The 22,427-nt window shown below is 62.1% G+C and carries 23 protein-coding genes and 1 pseudogene; 17 read left to right on the forward strand and 7 right to left on the reverse strand.

All coding sequences use genetic code 11. From position 1 onward, the window contains the following. Positions 1 to 34: 34 nt before the first annotated feature. Positions 35 to 430, forward strand: coding sequence for a transcriptional regulator (locus tag ASF84_RS04315; RefSeq protein ID WP_156684147.1), 396 nt, complete (start codon positions 35 to 37; stop codon positions 428 to 430). Positions 431 to 473: 43 nt separating this feature from the next. Here ASF84_RS04315 and ASF84_RS04320 read toward each other — a convergent pair whose 3' ends face one another. From ASF84_RS04320 to ASF84_RS04330, 3 genes are all read right to left on the reverse strand, one after another. Continuing rightward, on the reverse strand, positions 474 to 1,340 hold the full coding sequence (locus ASF84_RS04320; protein WP_056835601.1) for a DUF6279 family lipoprotein: 867 nt from the start codon (positions 1,338 to 1,340) through the stop codon (positions 474 to 476). A 64-nt stretch (positions 1,341 to 1,404) separates the two neighbouring features. Beyond that, positions 1,405 to 2,133, reverse strand: a complete 729-nt coding sequence (locus ASF84_RS04325; protein WP_056835603.1) for a TorF family putative porin — start codon at positions 2,131 to 2,133, stop codon at positions 1,405 to 1,407. Between the two features lie 165 nt (positions 2,134 to 2,298). Beyond that, a complete protein-coding gene (locus ASF84_RS04330; protein ID WP_056835679.1) occupies positions 2,299 to 2,808 on the reverse strand; it encodes a hypothetical protein in 510 nt (169 codons plus the stop codon). Between the two features lie 177 nt (positions 2,809 to 2,985). On the opposite strand from ASF84_RS04330, the gene ASF84_RS04335 reads away from it, so the two are divergent. After that, positions 2,986 to 3,822 (forward strand): CvfB family protein, encoded by an 837-nt coding sequence (locus ASF84_RS04335; protein ID WP_056835605.1) that lies wholly within the window; start codon positions 2,986 to 2,988, stop codon positions 3,820 to 3,822. Positions 3,823 to 3,981: 159 nt separating this feature from the next. Here ASF84_RS04335 and ASF84_RS04340 read toward each other — a convergent pair whose 3' ends face one another. Together ASF84_RS04340 and ASF84_RS04345 are read right to left on the reverse strand one after the other, a co-directional pair. After that, entirely contained in the window at positions 3,982 to 4,614 is a 633-nt protein-coding gene (locus ASF84_RS04340; protein WP_056835607.1) for a DsbA family oxidoreductase, read from the reverse strand. A gap of 88 nt (positions 4,615 to 4,702) precedes the next feature. Beyond that, positions 4,703 to 5,077, reverse strand: a complete 375-nt coding sequence (locus ASF84_RS04345; protein ID WP_056835609.1) for a hypothetical protein — start codon at positions 5,075 to 5,077, stop codon at positions 4,703 to 4,705. Between the two features lie 209 nt (positions 5,078 to 5,286). On the opposite strand from ASF84_RS04345, the gene ASF84_RS04350 reads away from it, so the two are divergent. From ASF84_RS04350 to ASF84_RS04395, 10 genes are all read left to right on the forward strand, one after another. After that, a complete protein-coding gene (locus tag ASF84_RS04350; protein ID WP_056835612.1) occupies positions 5,287 to 5,475 on the forward strand; it encodes a CsbD family protein in 189 nt (62 codons plus the stop codon). 196 nt (positions 5,476 to 5,671) lie between these two features. After that, on the forward strand, positions 5,672 to 6,613 hold the full coding sequence (locus ASF84_RS04355) for a YihY/virulence factor BrkB family protein (RefSeq protein ID WP_056835614.1): 942 nt from the start codon (positions 5,672 to 5,674) through the stop codon (positions 6,611 to 6,613). 63 nt (positions 6,614 to 6,676) lie between these two features. Then, a complete protein-coding gene (gene def / locus ASF84_RS04360; protein ID WP_056835617.1) occupies positions 6,677 to 7,216 on the forward strand; it encodes a peptide deformylase in 540 nt (179 codons plus the stop codon). Between the two features lie 6 nt (positions 7,217 to 7,222). Next, positions 7,223 to 7,765 (forward strand): GNAT family N-acetyltransferase, encoded by a 543-nt coding sequence (locus ASF84_RS04365; RefSeq protein WP_056835619.1) that lies wholly within the window; start codon positions 7,223 to 7,225, stop codon positions 7,763 to 7,765. A gap of 135 nt (positions 7,766 to 7,900) precedes the next feature. Beyond that, positions 7,901 to 8,350 (forward strand): hypothetical protein, encoded by a 450-nt coding sequence (locus tag ASF84_RS04370; protein WP_236709364.1) that lies wholly within the window; start codon positions 7,901 to 7,903, stop codon positions 8,348 to 8,350. Between the two features lie 29 nt (positions 8,351 to 8,379). Beyond that, entirely contained in the window at positions 8,380 to 8,817 is a 438-nt protein-coding gene (locus ASF84_RS04375) for a nucleoside deaminase (protein WP_056835623.1), read from the forward strand. A gap of 132 nt (positions 8,818 to 8,949) precedes the next feature. Then, positions 8,950 to 9,768, forward strand: coding sequence for an alpha/beta fold hydrolase (locus tag ASF84_RS04380; RefSeq protein WP_056835625.1), 819 nt, complete (start codon positions 8,950 to 8,952; stop codon positions 9,766 to 9,768). Then, complete coding sequence (locus ASF84_RS04385; protein ID WP_056835627.1) at positions 9,758 to 10,918, forward strand: PAS domain-containing sensor histidine kinase; 1,161 nt, start codon at positions 9,758 to 9,760, stop codon at positions 10,916 to 10,918. The genes ASF84_RS04380 and ASF84_RS04385 overlap by 11 nt, the downstream gene beginning before the upstream one ends. A 130-nt stretch (positions 10,919 to 11,048) precedes the next feature. Then, positions 11,049 to 11,366, forward strand: coding sequence for a hypothetical protein (locus ASF84_RS04390; RefSeq protein ID WP_056835629.1), 318 nt, complete (start codon positions 11,049 to 11,051; stop codon positions 11,364 to 11,366). Positions 11,367 to 11,404: 38 nt separating this feature from the next. After that, positions 11,405 to 12,580 (forward strand): PQQ-dependent sugar dehydrogenase, encoded by a 1,176-nt coding sequence (locus ASF84_RS04395; protein WP_056835631.1) that lies wholly within the window; start codon positions 11,405 to 11,407, stop codon positions 12,578 to 12,580. A 97-nt stretch (positions 12,581 to 12,677) separates the two neighbouring features. Here the strand turns inward: ASF84_RS04395 and ASF84_RS04400 are convergent, their stop codons facing one another. Then, the gene (locus ASF84_RS04400) at positions 12,678 to 12,986 is read right to left on the reverse strand and encodes a PepSY domain-containing protein (protein WP_056835633.1); all 309 of its coding nucleotides are present in this window, start codon (positions 12,984 to 12,986) and stop codon (positions 12,678 to 12,680) included. Between the two features lie 228 nt (positions 12,987 to 13,214). On the opposite strand from ASF84_RS04400, the gene ASF84_RS04405 reads away from it, so the two are divergent. Together ASF84_RS04405 and ASF84_RS04410 are read left to right on the forward strand one after the other, a co-directional pair. Next, a complete protein-coding gene (locus ASF84_RS04405; protein ID WP_056835635.1) occupies positions 13,215 to 15,377 on the forward strand; it encodes a TonB-dependent siderophore receptor in 2,163 nt (720 codons plus the stop codon). Positions 15,378 to 15,657: 280 nt separating this feature from the next. After that, a pseudogene (locus ASF84_RS04410) lies at positions 15,658 to 16,887 on the forward strand (methyl-accepting chemotaxis protein); the annotation flags it as partial. Between the two features lie 200 nt (positions 16,888 to 17,087). Here the strand turns inward: ASF84_RS04410 and ASF84_RS04415 are convergent. Continuing rightward, the gene (locus ASF84_RS04415) at positions 17,088 to 19,235 is read right to left on the reverse strand and encodes a methyl-accepting chemotaxis protein (protein ID WP_056835638.1); all 2,148 of its coding nucleotides are present in this window, start codon (positions 19,233 to 19,235) and stop codon (positions 17,088 to 17,090) included. A 485-nt stretch (positions 19,236 to 19,720) separates the two neighbouring features. On the opposite strand from ASF84_RS04415, the gene ASF84_RS04420 reads away from it, so the two are divergent. The 3 genes from ASF84_RS04420 to ASF84_RS04430 all read left to right on the forward strand — a co-directional run bounded on the left by ASF84_RS04420 (position 19,721) and on the right by ASF84_RS04430 (position 22,392). Further along, a complete protein-coding gene (locus tag ASF84_RS04420; protein WP_056835639.1) occupies positions 19,721 to 21,040 on the forward strand; it encodes an MFS transporter in 1,320 nt (439 codons plus the stop codon). 112 nt (positions 21,041 to 21,152) lie between these two features. Then, the gene (locus tag ASF84_RS04425) at positions 21,153 to 21,644 is read left to right on the forward strand and encodes a YybH family protein (RefSeq protein WP_056835641.1); all 492 of its coding nucleotides are present in this window, start codon (positions 21,153 to 21,155) and stop codon (positions 21,642 to 21,644) included. A gap of 544 nt (positions 21,645 to 22,188) precedes the next feature. Then, positions 22,189 to 22,392: a helix-turn-helix domain-containing protein gene (locus ASF84_RS04430; protein ID WP_056835643.1), complete on the forward strand. Its 204-nt coding sequence runs from the start codon at positions 22,189 to 22,191 to the stop codon at positions 22,390 to 22,392. Positions 22,393 to 22,427: the final 35 nt, after the last annotated feature.

The following is a 22,427-nucleotide window of genomic DNA, read 5'->3' on the forward strand; positions in this document are numbered from 1 at the left end:
ATACGGCCACTCATTCATGCGGGACGGAGGATGCATCATGAAATACGATTGGGACCTGATCGAACGTCTGCTCCACGAAGTCCAGAACGGGGCTGGCGAGACCTTTACGCCACGCCAGTACGCGACCGAGCACGCCGAGGCCAAGATGGCCCAGGGCGAGCCGCCGGCCAGTCTCGATGAACTCAAGGCGCAGGCCGCCGACCTTGAGGCCCTGCTGGTCAAGCGTGGCTACATCGAGCCACGTCCGCAGGAAGAAGGCGGCACCGGTTCCAACTTCATCCTGACCCCGCGCGGCTCCAGCCTGCTGGCGATGATCGACAGCAGCATCCCCGGCAACAACCACCCGCGCCAGGTGCTGGACGAACAGAACGGCGACCCGCTGGAGCCTGTGCGCTTCGACCACATCGCGGCCAAACCCCAGGTGGCGTGAAATCACCCCGCGGTGAATTCAGTCGCTAAAATTATTGCGTGCCTTAGGAGCGCGCCGCCTTGAGGCAATCGAGGTCGTTGAAGTCGTTGCGCATGTCATCGATGCGCCGCAGCAGCCGCTGGCGCTGGTCGGGGCTGCTCTGGGCGTAGACATCCACCACCAGATTGATCGCGGCCTGTTCGGTGCGCTCGTAGGCTTCGCGGTAGTCCTGGGTCCAGAAGGTCTGGCGGTCTTGTAGCAGGGCGGTGATGCGCGTGGCAAAGTCGCTCTGCTGGCGTTGCTGCACGGCGGTCAGGAAGCGGTTCTGCCAACTGGCGCGGTTGGCCAGCCAGGCCTGGTTCTGTTCGCCCAGTGAGGCCGACCACTGTTGCACTCGGGCCTTCTGCGCCGGGTTCAGCGAACCCAGCCAGGGCGACAGGCGTTTTTCCATGCGCTCGGCGCGTTCGGCAATCTGTTTGTCCAGCGACTGGTTCAGGTACTGCTTCTGGCGCTTGGCCTGGTCACGCTCGAACGCGGCCTGCATGTCCTGCACCTGGCGGTCGTCCAGGCGGCCCAGCAGTTCCACGGCCGAAGGCGTGACCTGCTGCGCAATGCGTGCAATGGCCTGCTCGGCCTCACGGGTGCGGGCGGTGAGGCCGGCGGCGGTGACCTTGTCATCGCGCACCATCTGCTCCAGGCCGTCGAGCCAGCTCAGGTAGCCGGGTAACTGGGTGCTGCAATGCCATTGCAGGTGCTGCTTGAGGCGCTCATCCAGCCAGTCCTTCTGCTCGCCCTTGACCTTCAGGTAGTCGTTGAGCGACCAGGGAATGATCATGTCCAGATTGCGGTAGGCAAGGCCCACCTGGCTGCAGCCGGTCAGCAAGGACACGGCAAGCAACAGCGTCACAACGACTTTCGACAGGTACTGCATGACCGCTCCTTGATCTGCTGGCGTTGCAATAGAGGCCAGCTTACACAAGGCAGTTCCATGGCGTTCAGAACAGTGTGCGCACAGCCTTGATGGTGAAGGTCTGCTCGCAGCGCGGGTTGTGCCCGCTGTAGACGTTGCAGCTGTCGCTGGACAGGCTCGAGCCGCTGTAGATCAGGTTCATGTCGATGCCCAGCCAGGGGCGCGAGAGTTTCAGCGACCAGTCATTGAAGCCGCCGATCAGGCTGCCGTCGCTGGCGATCTGGGTGGTGTCGAACTGATGCGTGGCGTACTGCATGCGCACGTTCATGCCCAGCCGCTCCAGGCTGCCCAGGTCGACGAACAGCGTGCTGTTGCGCACGCCAATGTCATCGCTGAAGGCCGCGCCCAGCCGGCTGTCGAGCACACGCAGGCCGGCATAGACCTCGTGGCTGTCGATCTGGCTGGTCTCGGGGTAGCTGTAGCGGATCATGCCCAGTTCGTAACCCAGGGTCTGGTCGAAAGGCTTCTTGAAGCCCAGGTACGAATCCAGCTCCAGGTCGCTTTCAGGCACCAGGCCCATGTTGGGTGACCACTGGCCCATGTACAGGCCGCTGGCGTGGGTCAGGTCCAGGCCGCCATGAAAGGCGTCGGAGCCACCGGTCGGGGACACCAGGCCCTGGGCCATGGTGCGTGTCGGCGTGGTGCCGACTTTCAGGCTGAAATCGCCCAGGCTGCGTTCCAGGACCTGGGCCGCCGCCGGCTGACTCAGCAGCAGGGCGCCCAGCAAGGGCGCAAGATGTCTAAACACGAGCATGGCTCACTCCTGGGGTGGACAAGGAGTGTGGAAAGAGAGGGCACACGTCATAAGGTGCAAGCTGCAAGCCTTGGGCCAGAGCGTTGCCAGCATACCGGTGAAACATTCAAGGGTTTGACCGTTCGTCGATCCGCCGGCAAATCCGTGGTGCAGGCAGCCGCAGAATCAGTGCGCGGCGGTCATCTCGGGGGCAGGCGTTACCAGGCTATCAATCACCACCAAGGCTTGCTCGAACGAGGGGTAGCCGCTCTTGGCCACGTCCAGCTCGGCGTACTCGGCACGCCAGTGGGCGGCCTGCTTGTCATCGCGGCCGGTCAGTTGTTGCGAGAGCAGGGCAATGGCCAGCGGGTGACGATGGTCGGCAGCGGTTTGCAGCCGCTCGATAATCGCGTCAGGCTCGGCCTGCTGGCGAATCAGCAGCACGGCCTGGTAGAACTCGGCCTCGCCCGAGGCGTCGGTCAGGGCGGCGCGACGCAACATGGCCTCGGCCAGTTCGTAGTTTTCGCGGTCGGCCTGGCTGATCAGCAGCTTGGCCTGGAGCATGTCGTTCTGATAGAGCAGTTGCCCGGCCCGGCAGTTGTCGCCGGGTGCGGCGTGCAAAGCGCCGTATTCGCAGGACGGCGATGCGCAGCCGCTCAGTCCGATCAAGGCGCCCAACACCATCCAGTTTTTCATCGCACAGCCCGCCAAGGAGATGACCGCAAGGTCGTATGACCTTCGCTTCCTGATTACCTGACATCAGATTAGCAGCCCATGCGCGAAAGTAGCCAGCGCGTCGCCATCTGTAGGCCGGATGAAAATCGTCCGGTAAAACCGGTTAGAATGCGCGTCACGCAATCAGGGTATCGGCACATGGCTTTAATCGGGCGCTTCAACAGCTTGCAAATCGTCAAGCACACCAACTTCGGCCTGTATCTGGACGGCGGCGCGGACGGCGAGATCCTCCTGCCCAACCGCTATATCCCGAAGGACACGCCCACCGAGGTCGATGACTGGCTGAACGTCTTCATCTACCTCGACAGCGACGACAAGCTGATCGCCACCACCCTCAAGCCCAAGATCCAGGTCGGCGGCTTTGCCAGCCTCAAGGCGGTGCAGGTCAACAACATCGGCGTGTTCCTCGACTGGGGCCTGCCCAAGGACCTGCTGTTGCCGTTCTCCGAAGAAAAGCGCCAGATGGAAGCCGGTGAATACTGTGTGGTCCATGCCTATCTGGACAAGCACACCCGGCGCATCACCGCCACCTCGCGCCTGGATCGTTACCTGGACAAGACCCCGGCCAACTACAGCGCCGGCCAGGCGGTCGACCTGCTGGTGGTCGAAGCCACCGACATGGGCTTCAAGGCGATCATCGACAACCGTCACTGGGGCCTGATCCACAAGAACGAAGTGTTCAAGTTCCTGCGCCCTGGCATGCAGGAAAAAGGCTTCATCAAGCAAGTGCGCAGCGACGGCAAGATCAGCCTGAGCCTGCAACCGGTGGGCAGCGAAGCGGCCGACGGGCTGTCGGGGCAGATCCTGGCCCGCCTGCGCGACAACCAGGGCGTGCTGCCGGTCAACGACAAGAGCGACCCGAAGGTCATCAGCGACCTGTTCGGCGTCAGCAAGGGCAATTTCAAGAAAGCCATCGGCGGCCTGTACAAACAGGGACTGATCGTCATCCACCCGGACCGCATCGAACTGGCCTGAGCGCGCGCCTCAAAAATGAATGCATATTGAATTCACCCCCGTAGGAGCGCGCTTGCCCGCGACCGGCTGCGTTAGCAGTCGTAAATTTTCAGCGGCCACACAATTTTTGCGAGCGCTGCGCACTCGGTCGCGGGCAAGCGCGCTCCTACGTCCCAGGACTCACCCCAACAAGGCATCAAACGCCTGGGTCAAACGTTGCAGGGGCAGGGTGCCGTTGAGCACCTGCGCCTCTGTCAGCGGCTGGTCGGCCCGGCGCAGCAGCAGCGCCGGCACGGCCCGCAAGCCCAACTGGTCGGCCAGGCCTTCGTCAGCCAGTACGCTGGCGCAGTACTGTCCTTGCACCAGGGCCGCTTGCAGCGCCTGGGCATCCAGCCCCGCCATGCTCGCCACCTGCAACAGAACCTGCACGTCACCGATGTCCTGACCCTGCTCGAAAAACGCCTGGAACACTGCCCGGTGAAATGCTTCGAAACGGCCATAGGCGCGTGCGAAAGCCGCCGCTTGCAAGGCCTTGCGGCTGTGCGGTTGCACCGGCGGGATCTTCATCCGCAATTGACGCTTGTCGGCCATGGGCAGCACCGCCCGTGACCAGGTCATGCGCAGGTGTTCAGCGCACGGGTCGGGCGTTGCCAACGGTTCCGGACGCAGCTCGAACGCGTGCCAGCACCATTGGATCAAGGGGCCATAAAGGGTCTGGAGCTGTTCGAGCACCGGCAATTGCAGGTAGCTGAAAGGGCAGACGTAGTCACTCCAGAGATCGACCCTGAGAGTGGTGGGTGTACCCGTGTTCATTGGTAAGGCTCCTTGATGGCTCCTTACGAGTGACTGCCCGGTTCAGGGAAAAGTCCGGTTATTTGCAAACGAGGGTGCCCAGTGGTGTTCAGGCCTGGAGAAACACCGCAAATCCAAGGTTGCTGCCTTCAGGGCGCAAGTCTTTCAAAAAGCCGTCACGGTCAGCGCTCAGCTCCAGGCTGATGGTCGCCTTGCGCTTGCCGGCATTGCGCACTTCAACCCCTGCGATGCGCGCACGCAAAAACGAGGTTGGCACCTTCACATGCAGCAATTGTTCAGGTTCGGGGATGTGCAGCAACAGGTTGAGCCATTCAAGGCTTTTCAACTGGCTGACAGGCAGGTCGAACCACCAGATATTGCGCCGCGGGTCCAACAGGGCGAAATAGCTGTTGTCGGCATTGAGCACCGGGTTTTCCAGTTGCTGGTTGCGACGATCAATGGCCTGTTTCTTGTCGAGCTTCATAAGGTTTTCCGGAAATTCATTGAATCTGTGCGGGCTCAAGCACCCGGCGCTGGCGGGTATTGTGGCATAAAGCCCAGGACCGGCGGATGAATGGAAAACCGCTTGAGCAAATAATTGAAACTCTGCGCCGCCGCTTCGGGTCCATCATTTTGTCGGGTTCATCACGACATCCTTACTTTAGTCAGGGGCCGATGGCCCAGGAGAGTCTCATGAGCAGCACCAGCGATAAGATCAAAGGCATGGCCAATGAAGCGGTCGGCAATATCAAGCAAGGTGTCGGCAAGGTGACTGATAACGACAAACTGCGTGCTGAAGGCAAGGCTCAGGAAATCAAGGGTGAAGGCCAGCAGGTCAAGGGTGAAGTCAAGGATCAGGTCAAGAAGGGCCTGGATCACTGAGTCTGATACACCTGTAATGCCCGACCGTCATGACGGCCTGCAGGCGCCATGACGGTCATGCTTGCTGAAACCTTTTGCTGTTATTCAAGTCCATGTGTGCGCACGATCAGGATGCCTGTACAAAGGCCTTGATCAACACCACACCCATCGTCGTGAAGACGTAAAGTACCTGGGTACATTCGCGAAAGGAGACGCCATGAATTTCGCCCATATGCGTAACTTGTCATTCGGCAAGGTGATGGTTCGCACCGTCAGTGAATTCATTGACGACGAGATGTCGACCTATGCGTCTGCCCTGGCCTATCAGGCCCTGTTTTCACTCTTTCCCTTCCTGTTGTTCCTGATCGCCCTGATCGGCTTTTTGCACTTGCCCGACTTTTTTTCCTGGCTGCGCCTGCAGTCCGAACTGGTGTTGCCGCCCCAGGCCCTGGAGCAGGTCAACCCGGTCATCGACCAGTTGCAGCAATCGAAGGGCGGACTGTTGTCGGTGGGTATCGTCATTGCCTTGTGGACCGCCTCGGCCGGTGTGCGCCTGATGATGAGCGCCATGAACGCCGCCTATGACGTGGTCGAAGGCCGCCCCATCTGGAAACGCCTCCCGCTGTCGATCTTCTACACCATTGGCCTGGCCGGCATGCTGCTGGCCGCCGCCGCCCTGATGGTCATCGGGCCCCAGGTCATGAACTGGTTTGCCGCGCACCTGGGCATCGAAGAGTTCATCGTCACACTGTGGACCATCCTGCGCTGGCCGCTGATCATTTTGCTGATGATGATCGCCGTGGCCGTCATGTACTACGTCATGCCCGACGTCAAACAGGAGTTTCGCTTCATCACCCCAGGCTCGGTACTGGCCGTGGTGGTGTGGATCATCGCCTCGCTGGGCTTTGCCTTCTACGTCAAGACCTTTGCCGACTACAACGCGATGTACGGCAGCATCGGGGCCATCATTGTGCTGTTGCTGTATTTCTACATTTCGGCCGCGGTGCTGCTGCTGGGCGCCGAGATGAATGCGGTGATCGAACACATGTCCCAGGAAGGCAAGGACAGCGGCGAGAAAGTGCCCGGCGACGGTGCCGTCGAAGCCTCCGGCCCCGAAAAGACAGGTGTTGGCGGTGCGCACACAGCCCCGCATGCCTGACGGACTGCGCGGGCCGCGAAATAATGTGGCAGGATGGCCCTTTGTCTTACCGGGTGTTGCCTGATGATTCGCGAGATTCTGAAAATGGGCGATCCGCGCTTGCTGCGTATCGCCCCGCCGGTGCCTGAACACCTGTTCGGCAGCCAGGAACTGCAAACCCTGATCGATGACATGTTCGACACCATGCACAGCGTCGGCGGTGTCGGCCTGGCAGCGCCGCAGATCGGTGTTGATCTGCAACTGGTGATCTTCGGCTTCGAGCACAGCGAGCGTTATCCGCAGGCCGAGGCGGTGCCACGCACCATTCTGCTCAATCCCCTGATCACCCCGTTGACGCCCACCCTGGAAGGCGGGTGGGAAGGTTGCCTGTCAGTGCCGGGCCTGCGTGGTTTTGTCGAGCGCCCTCAACGCATTCGCTACGAAGGTTTCGACTCCCAAGGCCAGCCGATCCAGCGCATGGCCGAAGGGTTTCATGCCCGGGTGGTGCAACATGAGTGTGATCACCTGATCGGCCGGCTGTACCCGTCGCGCATCACCGATTACAGCAAGTTCGGCTTTACCGAAGTGCTGTTTCCGGGCATGGACCCGAACGCTGACGATTGAGCCCTCATGACCCTGAACACCCCTTTGATCCTGGCGACTGAACGCCTGTGGTTGCGTGGCTTCCAGCCTGACGACCTGCCCGGATTGTCTGCCCTGCTGGCCGACCCGCAGGTCATGCGCCACTCGGTGCGCGGGGTCATGACCACAGCGGCCAGTGGCCAATTCCTGCACCACTGCCGTGAGGCCCTGCTACGTGATGGCTTTGCACCGCTGGCCATGATCGAGCAGACCGGCGAGCGGCTGGTGGGGTTTTGCGGGCTGAGCCTTGAGACGTTCGAAAACATGCCCGAGGTCATGCTCGGTTACCGCTTGCAACCGGCCTTCTGGAACCAGGGGCTGGCCACCGAGGCGGTGCGTGCAGTCCTGGCGCATGCCTTTGACACCCTGGAACTGGGCTCGGTCGTGGCGGTGGTCGAGCCCGACAACCGCGCTTCGGTGCAGGTGCTGCACAAGGTGGGTTTCAGTGACGCGTTGACGGGTATGTATTACGGCATTGGCGTGCGCATCTACCGGATGAATCGTGAAAAGTGGCTAAATGCTAGCTCCTGAGAGCGGCATATCAGCGCTGTATGCGACCTGCTGCATGTCAATCGACCCCATTGACTGCTAGTTTCAAGGCTGTAGCCAGTCAATCTGCCGGGAGGGGTGATGAAAGACTGCAATGCAGGGCTCACCCCCGGCGTCATGGTCTTGCTGGTAGCCCTGGGCAGCCCGCTGTCGACGCAAACGTACGCCGCTGAAGTGGATGACACGGCCCTGGCCTTCGTGCAGGAGCGCAGGCTGGGTGACGGTCTGGGCTGGCTGGGCTACCAGATGGCTTCGCGTACCGTGACGTTCAGCCAACTGGTCGAACGCCTGGGCAAGACCCAGGCCCAGGCCCTGGTGCAAGGTGAGCTCAAACGTGTGCAACCGCAGTACCAGGCGCAATGGGAGCGTAACCTGGCCAGCGCCTATGCCCACTCGTTCAGCGTCGACGAATTGCGCCAGCTCAATCAGGGGCAGGGCTCGCCGACCTTGAAGAACCGCTTTAAAGTGCGTAATAACGAAGTCGGCCAGGAAATGAAGAACACCTCTTCACAGCTCTTGTCCGAGTTCGTGGCCCAGGCGCTGAACAATGCGCTGAAGTCCCCCTGAGGCCCTTTTTTTCGCAAACGAGAGAACCCATGGACCCATTCATGCAAGCTGCCATTGACGAGGCACAACAAGGCCTGGCCGAGGGCGGCATTCCCATCGGTTCGGTGATCGTGCACAACGGGCAGATCATCGGCCGCGGCCACAACCGGCGGATCCAGGAAGGCAGTGCCATCAAGCACGGCGAAATGGACGCCCTGGAAAATGCCGGCCGCCAGCCTGCCAGCGTCTACCGCGAGGCCACGCTGTACACCACCTTGTCGCCGTGCTCGATGTGCAGCGGCGCCATCCTGCTGTACGGCATTCGCAAGGTCATCGTCGGTGAAAACCAGACCTTCATGGGCGAAGAGCAACTGCTGCGCAGCCGCGGCGTGCAGGTCGATGTACTGGGCGATGCCACCTGCGAGCACATGATGCGCGACTTCATCGCCGCTCAGCCGCAGTTGTGGAATGAGGACATCGGCGAATAAGCCTTCCGGAGCCGGGCATGAGGCAAGGCGTCATGTATTTTGCGCTGCCTGGCCGTGCGAACGATGATAATCTCGTGGCTTTGTCATCGCTGCGCATCTTCGGGCATGCGCGGTCCTGGAGGAACGCCAGCAATGCCGGTGCAGCAACGCAATAATGTAAAGGTGCTTGGCAGCGGGCCGGTGACCTTGGTCTTCGGTCACGGCTTTGGCTGCGACCAGCGCATGTGGCGGTTCATGCTGCCGGCCTTTGTCGACCGTTACCGCGTGGTCCTGTATGACCTGGTGGGCAGCGGCAGCTCTGACCTGTCGATGTACTTTCAGCATAGATATGAGCGCCTGGACGGCTATGCCCGGGACTTGCTGGAAATCATTCATGAATTCGGCCAGGGGCCTGTGGTGCTGGTCGGGCACTCGGTCAGTGCGATGATCGGGGTGCTGGCCGATCGCATGGAGCCTGGGTGCATCAGTGGCCATATCATGGTCGGCCCATCGCCGTGCTACATCGACGGCGACGGCTACGTGGGCGGTTTCAGCGCGGCTGACATCGACTCATTGCTCGACACCCTCGACAGCAACTACCTGGGATGGTCCAGGTCCATGGCGCCGTCGATCATGGGCGCGCCTGACCAGCCTGAACTGGGGGATGAACTGGTCAACAGTTTCTGCCGCACCGACCCCGATATCGCCCGGCATTTTGCGCGCGTGACGTTCATGTCCGACAACCGCAAGGACGTGCAGGGCCTGACCACCCCGACCTTGATCCTGCAATGCACGGATGACCTGATCGCACCGCTTGAAGTGGGTGACTATCTGCATGCCGCCATACCAGGCAGCACCTTGAGCCTGATCGAAAATACCGGTCATTGCCCACACATGAGTGCCCCCCGTGCCTGTATCGAAGCCATCGAGCAGTTCTTGCAGCCTTATGGACAAGTCCCGGATGCCCTCTGAGCAACCGGCCAGCCAGGCGCTGTACGACCAGGCGCCCTGTGGCTTGTTGCTGACCCAGGGCAACGGTTGCATCGAGCAGGTCAACGGCACCTTTTGCCGCTGGCTGGGGCGTGAGCGCGACACGCTCGTGGGCCTGCGCTTCCAGAACCTGCTGACCATGGGCGGCAAGATCTTCAGCCAGACCCACTGGTTTCCGGTCTTGCAGATGCAAGGCTCGGTGCTGGAGGTCAAGCTCGACTTATTGCATGCCGATGGCCGCCTGGTGCCGATGATGCTCAATGCGGTGCGTCGCCAGCACGACGGCGTCTTCTACCACGAACTGGCGCTGTTCGTGGCCGAGGAACGCAACCAGTACGAGCGTCAGTTGCTGGAAGCCCGGCAACTGGCCGAAGAGCTGCTGCAGCAACAATTGGCCGCCCAGAAAGAGCTCAGCCTGGCGCAGAGCCGCCTGCGCCTGGCGCATGCCGAGGCCCAGATTCGTGCGACCTTTGCCGAACAGATGATCGGCATCGTCAGTCACGACCTGCGCAACCCGCTGTCGGCGATCAAGATGGCCGCCGATCTGCTGCAGCGTGGTCCGCTGGATACACGGCAAAGCCGGGTGGCCGGGCATATCTCCCAGTCGGTTGATCGCGCCGGGCGCCTGATCGCCGATCTGCTCGACTTTACCCAGGCGCGAGTCGGTCAGGGGCTTACGGTCAACCCGCAGCCGATTGATCTGCATGCGGTGACCGAGCATTGCGTCGAAGAGCTGCGCCTGGCGTTTCCCGATCGCCAGCTGGTGCATCGGGTCATGGGCGAGGGCGCGTGCAACGCCGACACCGATCGCTTGTTCCAGGTGATCGGCAACCTGGTGGGCAACGCCTTCAGCTATGGCGATCCGCAAGGCATCGTCACCGTCACTTCCGCCTTCGACACCAAGGGCAGTTATCTGTCGGTGCATAACCTGGGCGAGGTGATCGCGCCGGAGCGCTTCGAGCAACTGTTCGAGCCACTGGTGCGCGGCGTGGCGCATGACACCAGCCGCAGCGTGGGCCTGGGGCTGTTTATCGTGCGTGAAATCATGCGTGCTCACCTGGGTGATATCACTGTGCAGTCCAGCGCTGAACATGGCACTACCTTTACCGCCCGGCTGCCACGCGTCCTTTAGAGCGGCTGGCCGACCAGCCTTGTTACAAACTCTCCAGCGCAAACCTTGCCTGCACGCCACCACTGCCCGAACCTGCACGAACAATCGTCCTCAAAGACCTGAGCCTCTACCTTTATAGGGCAGGAAAATGATGAACCGTTTCGTGCAATGCCTGGCCATGGCCCTGATGCTGGCCGGTGCCACCTTGTTCAGCGCCCCGTCGATGGCCGGCGCCGAGCGCGGCGCCAACAGCAACCCTTACAACAGCCCCATCAAGCGCGCCAACCCCAACAGCCGCCAGGGCACCGCGCCCGCCACTCCTCAGGTGCGCACCCCAAACACAGTGCCCACACCGCGTGCGCCCACGCTGGAAAATGGCGGCATCGGCAACGGCTATCCGACACGCCAGCAAGCCCCCGTGCGGCCTGCACCTGACACTCGCCCGAGCACGCCTGCACGCGGCAACTGATTTTTACCGACCTCTACGTCATGAATAAGGAATCGTCCATGCTGAGAAAAACCCTGATCGCAACACTCTGTGCCACTGCATTTGCCGGCGCGCCGCTGATGGCTTCGGCTGCCGAGGGGCCCAAGCCCAAGGAGTACAAAAGCGAGCTGGGCACCGTGACGGTTACCGAAGTGGCCAGCGGCCTGGATCATCCCTGGGCACTGGCGTTTTTGCCGGACAGCAAGGGCATCCTGGTCACCGAGCGCTCTGGCGACCTGCGCCTGGTAAGCGCCGACGGCAAGCTGTCCGGTGCGCTTTCCGGGGCGCCACAAGTCTGGGCCAAGGGGCAGGGCGGCTTGCTCGACGTGGTGCTGTCACCGGATTTTGCCAATGACCGTATGGTGTACCTGGCCTACGCCGAAGGCGATGGCAAGACTGCGGCCGAAGGCGACAAGGCCGGCACAGCCGTGGGGCGCGGGCGGTTGTCGGCCGACATGACCCGCCTGGAAGACTTCAACGTGATTTTCCGCCAGCAACCCAAGCTGTCGGTGGGCAATCACTTTGGTGCGCGCCTGGTGTTCGACCGCCAGGGCTACCTGTTCGTGACCCTGGGCGAGAACAATGACCGCCCCACCGCGCAGGACCTGGACAAGCTGCAAGGCAAGGTGGTGCGTATCTTCCCCGACGGCAAGGTGCCGGACGACAACCCCTTTGTCGGGCGTGAAGGCGTAGCCCCGGAAATCTGGAGCTTTGGCCACCGCAACCCGCAGGGCGCGGCGCTCAATCCCTGGAGCGGTACAGTCTGGCTCAATGAACACGGCCCCAAGGGCGGCGACGAGATCAATATCGTCGAGCGGGCGCAGAACTTCGGCTGGCCGCTGGCAACCCATGGCATCAACTATTCGGGCCAGCCGATTCCGGAAGCCAAAGGCAAGCGGGTCGAAGGCACCAAGGCGCCGTTTCATGTCTGGGAAGTGTCGCCGGGTGTCAGCGGCATGGCGTTCTACGATGACGGTCGTTTCAAGGCCTGGGACCATAACGTCTTTATCGGGGCGTTGAAGAGCGAAGATTTGATTCGTCTGCAGTTCGAAGGCGACAGGATTGTGCACGAAGAGCGCTTGCTGGGTGAGCGCAAGGAACGCATTCGCGATGTCAGGCAGGGCCCGGATGGGTACTTATATGTATTGACGGACGACAACAGCGGCAAGTTGCTGAAAGTAGGGCTCAAGGAATAAAGGCAGGAAGCGGTTCGCCGCCCGGCCGCTCCTACCATTTCGTAGGAGCGGCTTCAGCCGCGAACCGCTTCAGCCGTGAATACCTGTTATTCAGCGATTAACGATCTTCTTTATCGACCAGCACGGTGCCGTCTTTGGCATTGACGTGGTAATCCCATTCCTTGCCACTGGCATCCCGCAGTTCAATCTCATAGACATATTGGCCGCTGGCATTCTTGTCCAGCTCGGTGTCATGAATCGTAAAGCCAGGCTTGGCTTTCAGGGCCTGTTCATTGAACTTCTGCAGGTCACCGACGGTGCCGGCTTTTTGCAGGCCTGCTATTTCATCAGGACGTACATCCGCCTGAGCCATACCGGCAGCAGACGTCAGGGCAAGAGCAGCAAACAGGGCAGGCATCAATTTCATGAGGGTCTTCCTTTATAGGTCAGGGAATCTGTGTGTATAGAGACACGTTCAACTGAGGAGTTCAGTTGTTTCGTTGGGGCCAGATTAATCATCCCAACTTAATTCACCCTTAAAACCTGAATCCCTGCGGCCGTGTTCGTTTTTATTGAATGCGCGCCGGTAACGCTTGTAAAAGCGCCGCCGGAAACGTAAAAGATGGCCCCCGCCGATTTCAGGAGTCACCCGTTGATGAATACGCCGCACCGATTGCCCTGGTCCCTGTTGCCCCTGGGCATGGCCGTCGCCGCCCCGTTGTGGGCGGCAGAACCGGTCAGGCTCGACGCCACGCAGATCAGCGGCGCGGCCAGCCAGCCTGCGGCCGGGGGTTATCAGGCCAGCCACGCCGCGGTGGCCGGTTTCGGTGAGACGCCGCTGCTCGACACCCCGGCGTCGGTCGCGGTGTTTACCCAGGCGCAGCTCCTGGATCGGCAGGCAAGGCTGCTCAGCGAAGTGCTGCGCAACGACGCCTCGGTGGGCGAGGCCTACGCGCCGGTGGGTTACTACGAAAACTTCCTGGTGCGCGGTTTCTCGCTCAATGCCGGCAACAGCTACCGCATCAACGGCCGTAGCATCGCCGGCGAGCAGAACGTGGCGCTGGAAAACAAGCAGCAGGTCGAACTGCTCAAGGGGGTCTCCGGCCTGCAAGGCGGGGTGGCCGAGCCTGGCGGCGTTATCAATTACCAGACCAAGCGCGCCGAAGACGTGCGGTCGGTCACCGTCGCGACCAACGAACACGGCGAACGCTACATGGCCACCGACGTGGGCGGCTGGTTCGGCAGCGAACGCCAGTTCGGCCTGCGCGCCAACCTGGCCCATGAAGACATCCGCTCCTACGTCGAGCATGCCGACGGTGAGCGCGACTTTGCTTCCCTGGCCTTCGACTGGGCCATCAATGAGCGCGCCACTTTGCAACTGGACGCCGAATACCAGACCCGCGAGCAACGCTCGGTGCCGGGTTACCAACTGCTGGGGGGGAACCAGTTGCCCCATGACGCCTCGCCACGCAAGCGCTTGGGTCACCAGGACTGGTCGAACCCGGTGGGCATCGACTCGCTGAACCTGGGCGGGCGTTTTGAATACCGTTTCAATGATGCCTGGACCGGCAGCCTTAGCGCTTCGCGCAGCCGCGTGGTGATCGATGACTACAGCTCGTTTGCCTGGGGCTGCTACGGCGCGGCCAGTTGCGCCGACACCGCCGTGCCGAACCACTTCAGCCCCGAAGGCGACTACGACATCTATGACTTTCGCAGCCCCGACGACACCCGGCGCAACGACGAAATCGAAGCCGCGCTCAGCGGGCGCTTTGCTACCGGTACGCTCAGCCATGAGCTGAGCGTCGGCACCAGCGCGTTCCGGCGCACGGTCGACACCCGTGGCACCTTCAATGAGTGGGTCGGTTCCGGCAACATCGACCAGACCCCGGACACCTTCGTGCCGGCCGACCTGGCCCTGCCGCACACCGAGCGCCGCCTGGACAGCCGCCAGTACGGGGTGTTCTTCACCGACCGGATTCGTTTCGACGAGCACTGGCAAGTGGTGGCCGGCGGGCGCCAGGTGTACGTCGATGAACAGGCCTGGAGCGAAACCGGCGCTGACATCCGCCACACCCGGCGCTCGCTGTTCCTGCCGCAGGCGGCGCTGATCTACAAGCCGCTGGACGACCTGTCGCTGTACGCCAGCTACAGCAAGGGCCTGTCGCTGGGGGGCACGGCGGCCTGGTTCACCCACAATGCTGGTGAAATCCTGGCACCGACCGTATCGCGCCAGCTGGAAGCCGGCATCAAGTACGACCTGAACCGCATGAGCCTGACCGCCGCGCTGTTCCAGATTCGCAAGGCTTATCAGTATTCGCAGCCCCAGGACGACGGCACCTTCACCTATGTGCAACAGGGTGAGCAGAAGAACCTGGGCCTGGAGCTGGGCGCCAATGGCTGGCTGACCGAGCGCCTGCAGGTCTCGGCCAGTGCCGCCGCGATTCGTGCACGGGTCGAAGGCAGCGGCACCGAGGCCTATGAAGGCCACCAGGCTCTCAACGTACCCAAGTACCGCGCCAGCCTGCAGGCCGACTACCGCCTGCCGGTCCCGGGCCTGGCCCTGCTGGGCGGCGTGCAGTACAGCGCCAGCAAATACGCCGACCGGCAGGGCGAGGTGCAGGTCAATGACTACGCCCTGTTCAACGTCGGCGGGCGCTACAGCACCCGACTGGGCGGTTACGACACGGTGTGGCGACTCACCGTCGATAACCTGTTCGACAAACGCTACTGGCGCGACGTCGGCGAATACCTGGGCGACGACTACCTGTTCCCCGGCGCCCCGCGCACGGCACGCCTGTCGGCCTCGATGAATTTCTAGTCCGGTTCTACAGATACATGTAGGCGCGGCTTCAGCCGCGAAGGGCAGAACGCGGATGGGAGGCTAAAGCGGATCACTGCCCGGCGGGTCCTGTAGGAGCGCGCTTGCCCGCGACCGGCTGCGTTAGCAGTCGTAAATTTGTGGCGTTTCATAGATTTTGAATACGTTCACAATCGTAAATTTGTGGCATAGCCAATAAAATCAATAAGTTATTGTGCCCTTGATGAGGGCAGTTTGAGCCGCGAAGGACGCAACGCAGGTTGGCGGCGTGTGCTGCAAGGGGCGCGAGGCCTTTATCGCGGCCGGTGCGGATCCGGTGGCCGGCGACCTGGCGGTCAAGGGCGTGGACCGTGCTGCCAGCGAACAGATGAGCGCGCTGGTAGAAACCCTGCGCCAGCACAGCCAGGCGCAATCGCAACAGATCAGCGACGCCGCCGGCCGCACCATCCTCAGTGGTGCACTGATCATGCTGCTCTCGGCGCTGCTGGTCGGGCTGTTTACTTTGTGGCGGGTCAACCGCAGCATTGTCGCCCCGGTGCGCCTGCTGATTGACTATGTCGCGCAATTGAGCGAAGGCCGCTTCAGCGAACGGGTCGATGTCCGTCGCCAGGACGAACTGGGGCGTCTGGCCGTGGCCGCCAATCTGCTGCGCGATTTTCTGTCACAGACCTTCGTCAGCCTGCGCGGTGGGACGACCGACCTGGACAGCGCCAGCGTCGAACTCAAGACCATCGCCGGCATCATGGCCAAGGGCATCGGCGAGCAATTCGAACGCACCGACCAGGTGGCGACGGCCATGCACGAAATGTCCGCCACCGCCCTGGAGGTAGCCCGTCATGCGGCACAAGCGGCCAATGCCGCCGACGAAGCCGACCATTGCGCGCGTGAAGGCGAGCAGGTCATGGGCGCGACCATCACCGCGATCAACCGCATGCGCACTGAAATCGGCAACACCGCGACGGTCATCGGCCGCCTTGAAAGCGACAGCGGACGCATCGGCAAGGTGCTGGACGTGATTCGCGGCATTGCCGAGCAGACCAATCTGCTGGCCCTGAACGCGGCCATCGAGGCCGCCCGCGCCGGTGATGCCGGACGCGGGTTTGCCGTGGTGGCCGATGAAGTCAGGACCCTGGCACAACGCACCGCCGCGTCCACCGCCGAGATCAATCAGATCATCCATTCGGTGCAGACCGGTGCCGTCGATGCGGCGCAGGCTATCGAGAGCGGCCAGGCCCGCAGCCAGGAAAGCGTCGAGCAGGTGGCACTGGCCAGTCATTCCCTGCAGCGCATCACCACGGCCGTGGAATCGATCCGCGACATGAACCGCCAGATTGCCACGGCGGCCGAAGAACAGACTTCGGTGGCCGAAGACATTGCCCGCAACCTGACCCAGATCAGCGCCATCGCCACGGTCAACCAGGACAACATCCAGCGCACCCAGGTGGCCAGCGACGACCTGCACGATCTGTCGCTGGGCCTGAACAACGTCATCGCCGGCCTGACGCCCTGACACAACCTGTGTCGCACATGGCGCGGGGGTAGGAGCCCGCTTGCCGGCGACCGGCTGCATTAGCAGTCGTAACGTTGCAGCATTTCCGAGATTTTGCGAGCGCTACGCACTCGGTCGCGGTGGTCCGGCATTCCGGCAAGCGCGCTCCTACCGGACCCCATGTTTGCTGTGCGGCAGCGTGCCGCCTTGCGCTGTGTCACTCACCCTACCTTGCTCACCTCGAACTGCCCCACCAGTTTCTGCAGTTTATTGGCGTTCAGGCGCACGATCTCGGCGCTGTTCTGCAGGCCGTTCACGGTCTGGCGCATTTCGCCGCTGGCCAGGTCGACCCGTTCGATGGTCTTGCCGTAATCCATGCTGCGTTCGCTCAGTTGCTGAATGATGGTGATCATGCTTTCCACCTCTTCATGCAGCTGGGCGTTTTCAGTGGAGGCATCGACGCTGGTGCGCAAGTGGTTGTCGACGTCCTGCACACCGCTTTCCATGAACGCCACCGCCTCGCGGGTCTCGCTTTGCAGGCCTTCGACCATCTGGCGGATCTCGTCGGCGGCACCGGCGGTGCGCACGGCCAGCGAACGCACTTCATCGGCCACCACCGCAAAGCCCCGGCCATGTTCACCGGCCCGTGCCGCCTCGATGGCGGCATTGAGCGCCAGCAGGTTGGTCTGGTTGGTGATATTGGTGATCAGGCTGATGATCGTACCGATCTGGCCCATGCGCGCATCCAGCGACTGCACGCTGGCGGCCGAACGTTCGACCACATCGCGAATCGACTGAGTGCCTACCCGCGCGGCCTCGAACTGCTCGCGGGCGCGGCGCACTACATCGTCCATGGCCAGCCGGGTCTGTTCGGCCGTCATCGAGGCCTGCTGAATCTCTCCCAGTTGCCCCTCGACGATGCGCATCATGCGGTTGACGGCCTCGGTGACCTCGACCGAGGTGTGGCTGGCCTGCTGGCTGCTGCCGAGCATCTGCGCATTGGTCTTGCCCATGCTGTGTGACGCCTGGATCACCTGGCCGACCACGGCATCGAGGCGGTCGATAAAACTGTTGATCCAGCGGCCCATGTCGCCGGTTTCATCGTTGGCCATGCGCGAGGTGTCCAGGCGCTGGCGCAGGTTGCCTTCGCCTTCGGCGATGGTGCGGATCACCTCGGTCATGTCGCCCAGGCGTCCGGCCAGGCGCCTGGGGCCCAAGGCGCAGAACAACCACGCCGTGGCCACCATGGCCAACACTTGCAGGCCATCAATCAGCCAGGGGCTCAATCCGCTGTAGTGGTGCAAGCCATAATTGAAGGCGAACAATCCGCCCAGCGTGGCCAGATACGGCTTCATCAGCCCGTAGCTGAGCGAGCGGCGCCGATAGACTTCCTCAAGGTCCGCCTCGCACATCATGCCCCAGCGGTCCGGCGAGCCGGGCAACTGGAACGTCACGCCCTTGCCGATCACCGGAATGTGCCGGTAATCGGCGTAACCTGGGTAGGTGACGAACAGGTTCGAGCCCATGCGAATGGTTTCGCGCACGCCGGGGTGCAACTGGCCGGTGGCCGGGTCGATGAAGCGCAGCTCCAGTTCGGTGTGCTGGCTGACCCGCACCGTGCCCCAGTCGGTGCGCACACCGCTCTTGAGGTTGTCGCCGTGGGTAAAGGTGCTGTCTTCGAAGCGGCTGCGCGACAGCGCCGTACCCGGCGCGATGCCCGGCTCGAACACCGCCTTGGCCATGAACAGGTAGTTATCGCCGGACTCGGGGTACACATGCCCGGCCTCGCGCTGGATCAGGTCACCCAGCACGTCATTGGGCACCCGGCCGCACAGGCAGCCCAGCACGCGGCCATCACGCAGCAGCGGCTGATAGAACATCAATGTCACTTCATCATGAAAGCGCGACGACGACGGGCCGATCTTCAGGGTCAGCGAATCGGTGTACGGGCCATGCAGAAACGGCTGGTGCAGACCGCAGGCCAGCGCTTCGTCCTGTTCATGGCGGCTGTTGCGCCCGCTCCAGGTCGAACACAGCACCGTGCCGTGCGGGTCGACGACAAACAATTCGGAAAAGTCCCGCGCCTGGCTGAGCTTGGCCTGCAGCAAGCCGGCATCGAGGCGTTCCAGTGCCGGGCCACCCAGTTGTGCGCCCAGTTCCACAAGGTGATCCCAGTATTCCTGCGCCCAGTGTTGCAGCAGGCGTACGCGCGTGTCGGCGATGGATTCGAACGTACGCTCCATCACCGGGTACAACGCACGGTTGAGGCGGCACGAGCGGCCCAGGGCCAGCTTGCCGTTTTTGCCCAGCCAGGGCAGCCAATGGTGTTCAGCAGGAGAGAGGTGCATGGATTCACTGTGCAGGGTCATGCCGATTCCTTTTCAGCCAAACATCAGATAGCCATCACTACGCAAACTCCGCGCCAGACGCTTTATGTCAAAAGGATTGCGGTTGTGTGATGACTCATGAGTGGTCGCGCACAGCCGTAAACGCGGGCTCTTGACCGTTCGTCGGGTTCACTCCGGTGGTTACGGTCAAGGTTGCACACGAAGTGCACCCGATTGCGTTTATCTGAAAGCCATGCGCAGGCATGTTCATTTATGGTGCGGGTTTTTGGCGGGCGCCTTGAAAGCGGGCATGTGCGATGCCGGTCGCGTCCGGTAATCGTCAGTCGATGTCGCTTTCAGGAATGCAAAAAATATTCTTGCGGGGAAATAGATGCCTTTCGCCCTTTTGTGGTGCGTTTTTTTAACCGGTTTTGCCGCAAGGTGAAGGTGGTAGGGCAGGGCAGCTTTGCTATTCTTCGCGCCTCGCGAGCGCCAGGCGCTTTTACTGTCATGTTTCGGGGTACCCAATGACGGCCATTGCACGACCACGTCCCCAACCGTTTTCCCGCGCCGATTACCGGACCCTGGGCCTGGCGGCGCTGGGTGGCGCCCTGGAAATCTACGATTTCATCATCTTCGTCTTCTTTGCCCTGACCCTGAGCCAGCTGTTCTTCCCGCCGGAAATGCCCGAGTGGCTGCGCTTGCTGCAAAGCTTCGGCATCTTCGTCACCGGTTACCTGGCCAGGCCGCTGGGCGGCATCCTGATGGCGCACTTTGCCGACCGGCTGGGGCGCAAGCGCGTGTTCAGCCTGAGCATCCTGATGATGGCCTTGCCCTGTTTGCTGATCGGCCTGATGCCGACCTACGCGCAGATCGGCTACTGGGCGCCCTTGCTGTTGCTGGGGCTGCGCATCCTGCAGGGCGCGGCGGTGGGCGGCGAGGTGCCCAGCGCCTGGGTCTTCGTGGCCGAACACGCCCCCCAAGGCCATCGCGGCTATGCGCTGGGTGTGCTGCAGGCCGGCCTGACCTTCGGCTACCTGCTCGGGGCCCTGACCGCCACCTGGCTGGCGCGGGTCTACACCCCGGCCGAAATCCTCGATTACGCCTGGCGCATTCCGTTCCTGCTGGGCGGTGTGTTTGGCGTGGTGGGGGTCTGGCTGCGCCGCTGGCTGAGTGAAACCCCGGTGTTCATGGCCCTGCACGCCCAGCGTCAGGACATCAAGGGCCTGCCGCGCCTGCCTTTGGGCCAGGTGCTGCGCGAGCACCGCCAGGCACTGCTGCCGGCGGCCTTGCTGACCTGCGTGCTGACCTCGGCGGTGGTGGTGCTGGTGGTCATCACCCCGACGGTCATGCAACAACGCTTCGGCTTCAGCGCCAGCCACACCTTTGCCCTCAGTGCGCTGGGCATCGTGTTCCTGAACATCGGCTGCGTGCTGGCCGGCCTGCTGGTCGACCGCCTGGGCGCCTGGCGCTGTGTCGGGCTCTACAGCCTGCTGTTGCCGCTGGGCATCGGCCTGCTGTATGCCAGCCTGATCGAACAGTGGCAGTGGCTGACACCCGGTCTTGCCTATGCCCTGGCCGGCCTGGGCTGCGGCATCGTCGGGGTCGTACCGTCAGTGATGGTGGGGTTGTTTCCGGCGCGTATCAGGGTCTCGGGCATTTCGTTCACCTACAACATTGCCTACGCGCTGTGGGCCAGCCTGACGCCGCTGCTGTTGATCGGCCTGATGCCCTGGAGCCCATGGGTGGCGGTGGGGTACTGCCTGGTGATGGGCCTGGTCGGGATGCTGACGGCGGCGGTGTTCGGCGCCCGGCAGCCGTTGGCCATCGAGACGCACACGGCCTGACCCATGACACGCGCCCATGACCGTCGCCGGATGGCCGGCCGTCCTGGGCGAGGGCAGGCGAACTACGCTTTATGGACCTGCAACCGAGCCGAGTATCGGCAGGAGCTTTTCCATGAACACTCAACGCAATGACAGCGCCATTGCCGGGCAGATCGGCGCACTGCTCAAGCGCTGGTCCGAGGCCGTCCGTGAACGGGATACGGACGCGATCATGGCCTGTTACCACAGCGATGTGATCGCCTTCGACGCGATCAACCAACTGCAATTCAAGGGGCTTGACGCCTATCGCCAGCACTGGGCGGCCTGCCTGGACATGTGCCCGGGCGCCATGGTGTTCGAACAGCACGACCTGGTGGTTCACGGTGAAGGCGAGACCGCCTTTGCCCATTGGCTGAACCGGTGTGGCGTCGAGGGCGACAAGGACCACCCGCAAGGCTGCTGGATGCGCGGCAGCGCCGGCTACCGGCTGACCGACGCCGGCTGGAAGATCATCCACGAGCACTTCTCGGCGCCTTTCGACATGATCAGCAGCAAGGCGCTGCTGGACCTGCAGCCTGACGAGCATCGGCCCCTGGAGGCGGGCCATCAAGGCCGGCGCCACTGAAATCCGGTCACCGAGCCGTTCCATGGCGACCGTTGCGGCACGCTGCGTGATCCGTTCGGCAACCTGCGGTTCATCGCTACCCGCGTGCAGGACCTCGATCCTGAGCAGATCAAGGCCGGTGCCAGGGAGCGGTTCGCGGCGCCTTCGTGACCTGACGCAATGGATCCAAATGTAACAGTGGATTGTAATTTCATGGGCGCAAGTTTATCTTGCGCCCAGCGCCTTATTAACGCGTGAAAAGTCAATGGCCTATTAAAAACATGCACTTAGCGTGCATCAAGGGCGCTTGTTCGGAATTCGGATATTGAAGTGTTAAGAGAAGTCCGAGTTGTATGTAGGAATTGTCCGAGTTGATAAATAATCAGCGCGTGGATTCGTCTGGCGTGAAGAATGTGCGCAGTGAATAACGGCAAGTGCTCAGGGGAGGGAGCGCTCGATTTATCGTCGGTGCCGTGCGCCAGATAATTGAAAGCCATAAATAGCAAGTGTAGGGAAAACTCCTACATGTTAAGTCGATGATGTTGCAGTTATCAGGGGAAACATCATGTGTGTGACAAGCCGGGAGCGGCAGGTGCTGGGGTTGCTGCTGCAGGGCAGGACCAACAAGGAAATCGCTGAACAGCTCAGGATCAGCGGCTATACAGTGCGTGATCATGTGTCGTCGCTGTTGCGAAAGAGCCAGGTCAAAACGCGCGCACAACTGCTCGCCCAATACATGCGCGATATGTTGATGCCGCCGTTTGTTTGACCCCCTACATCTGTCGGATTGTACGGTGGCCCAAT

Origin of the sequence: Pseudomonas sp. Leaf127, from assembly GCF_001423155.1 — a bacterium.
Lineage (GTDB): Bacteria > Pseudomonadota > Gammaproteobacteria > Pseudomonadales > Pseudomonadaceae > Aquipseudomonas > Aquipseudomonas ovata.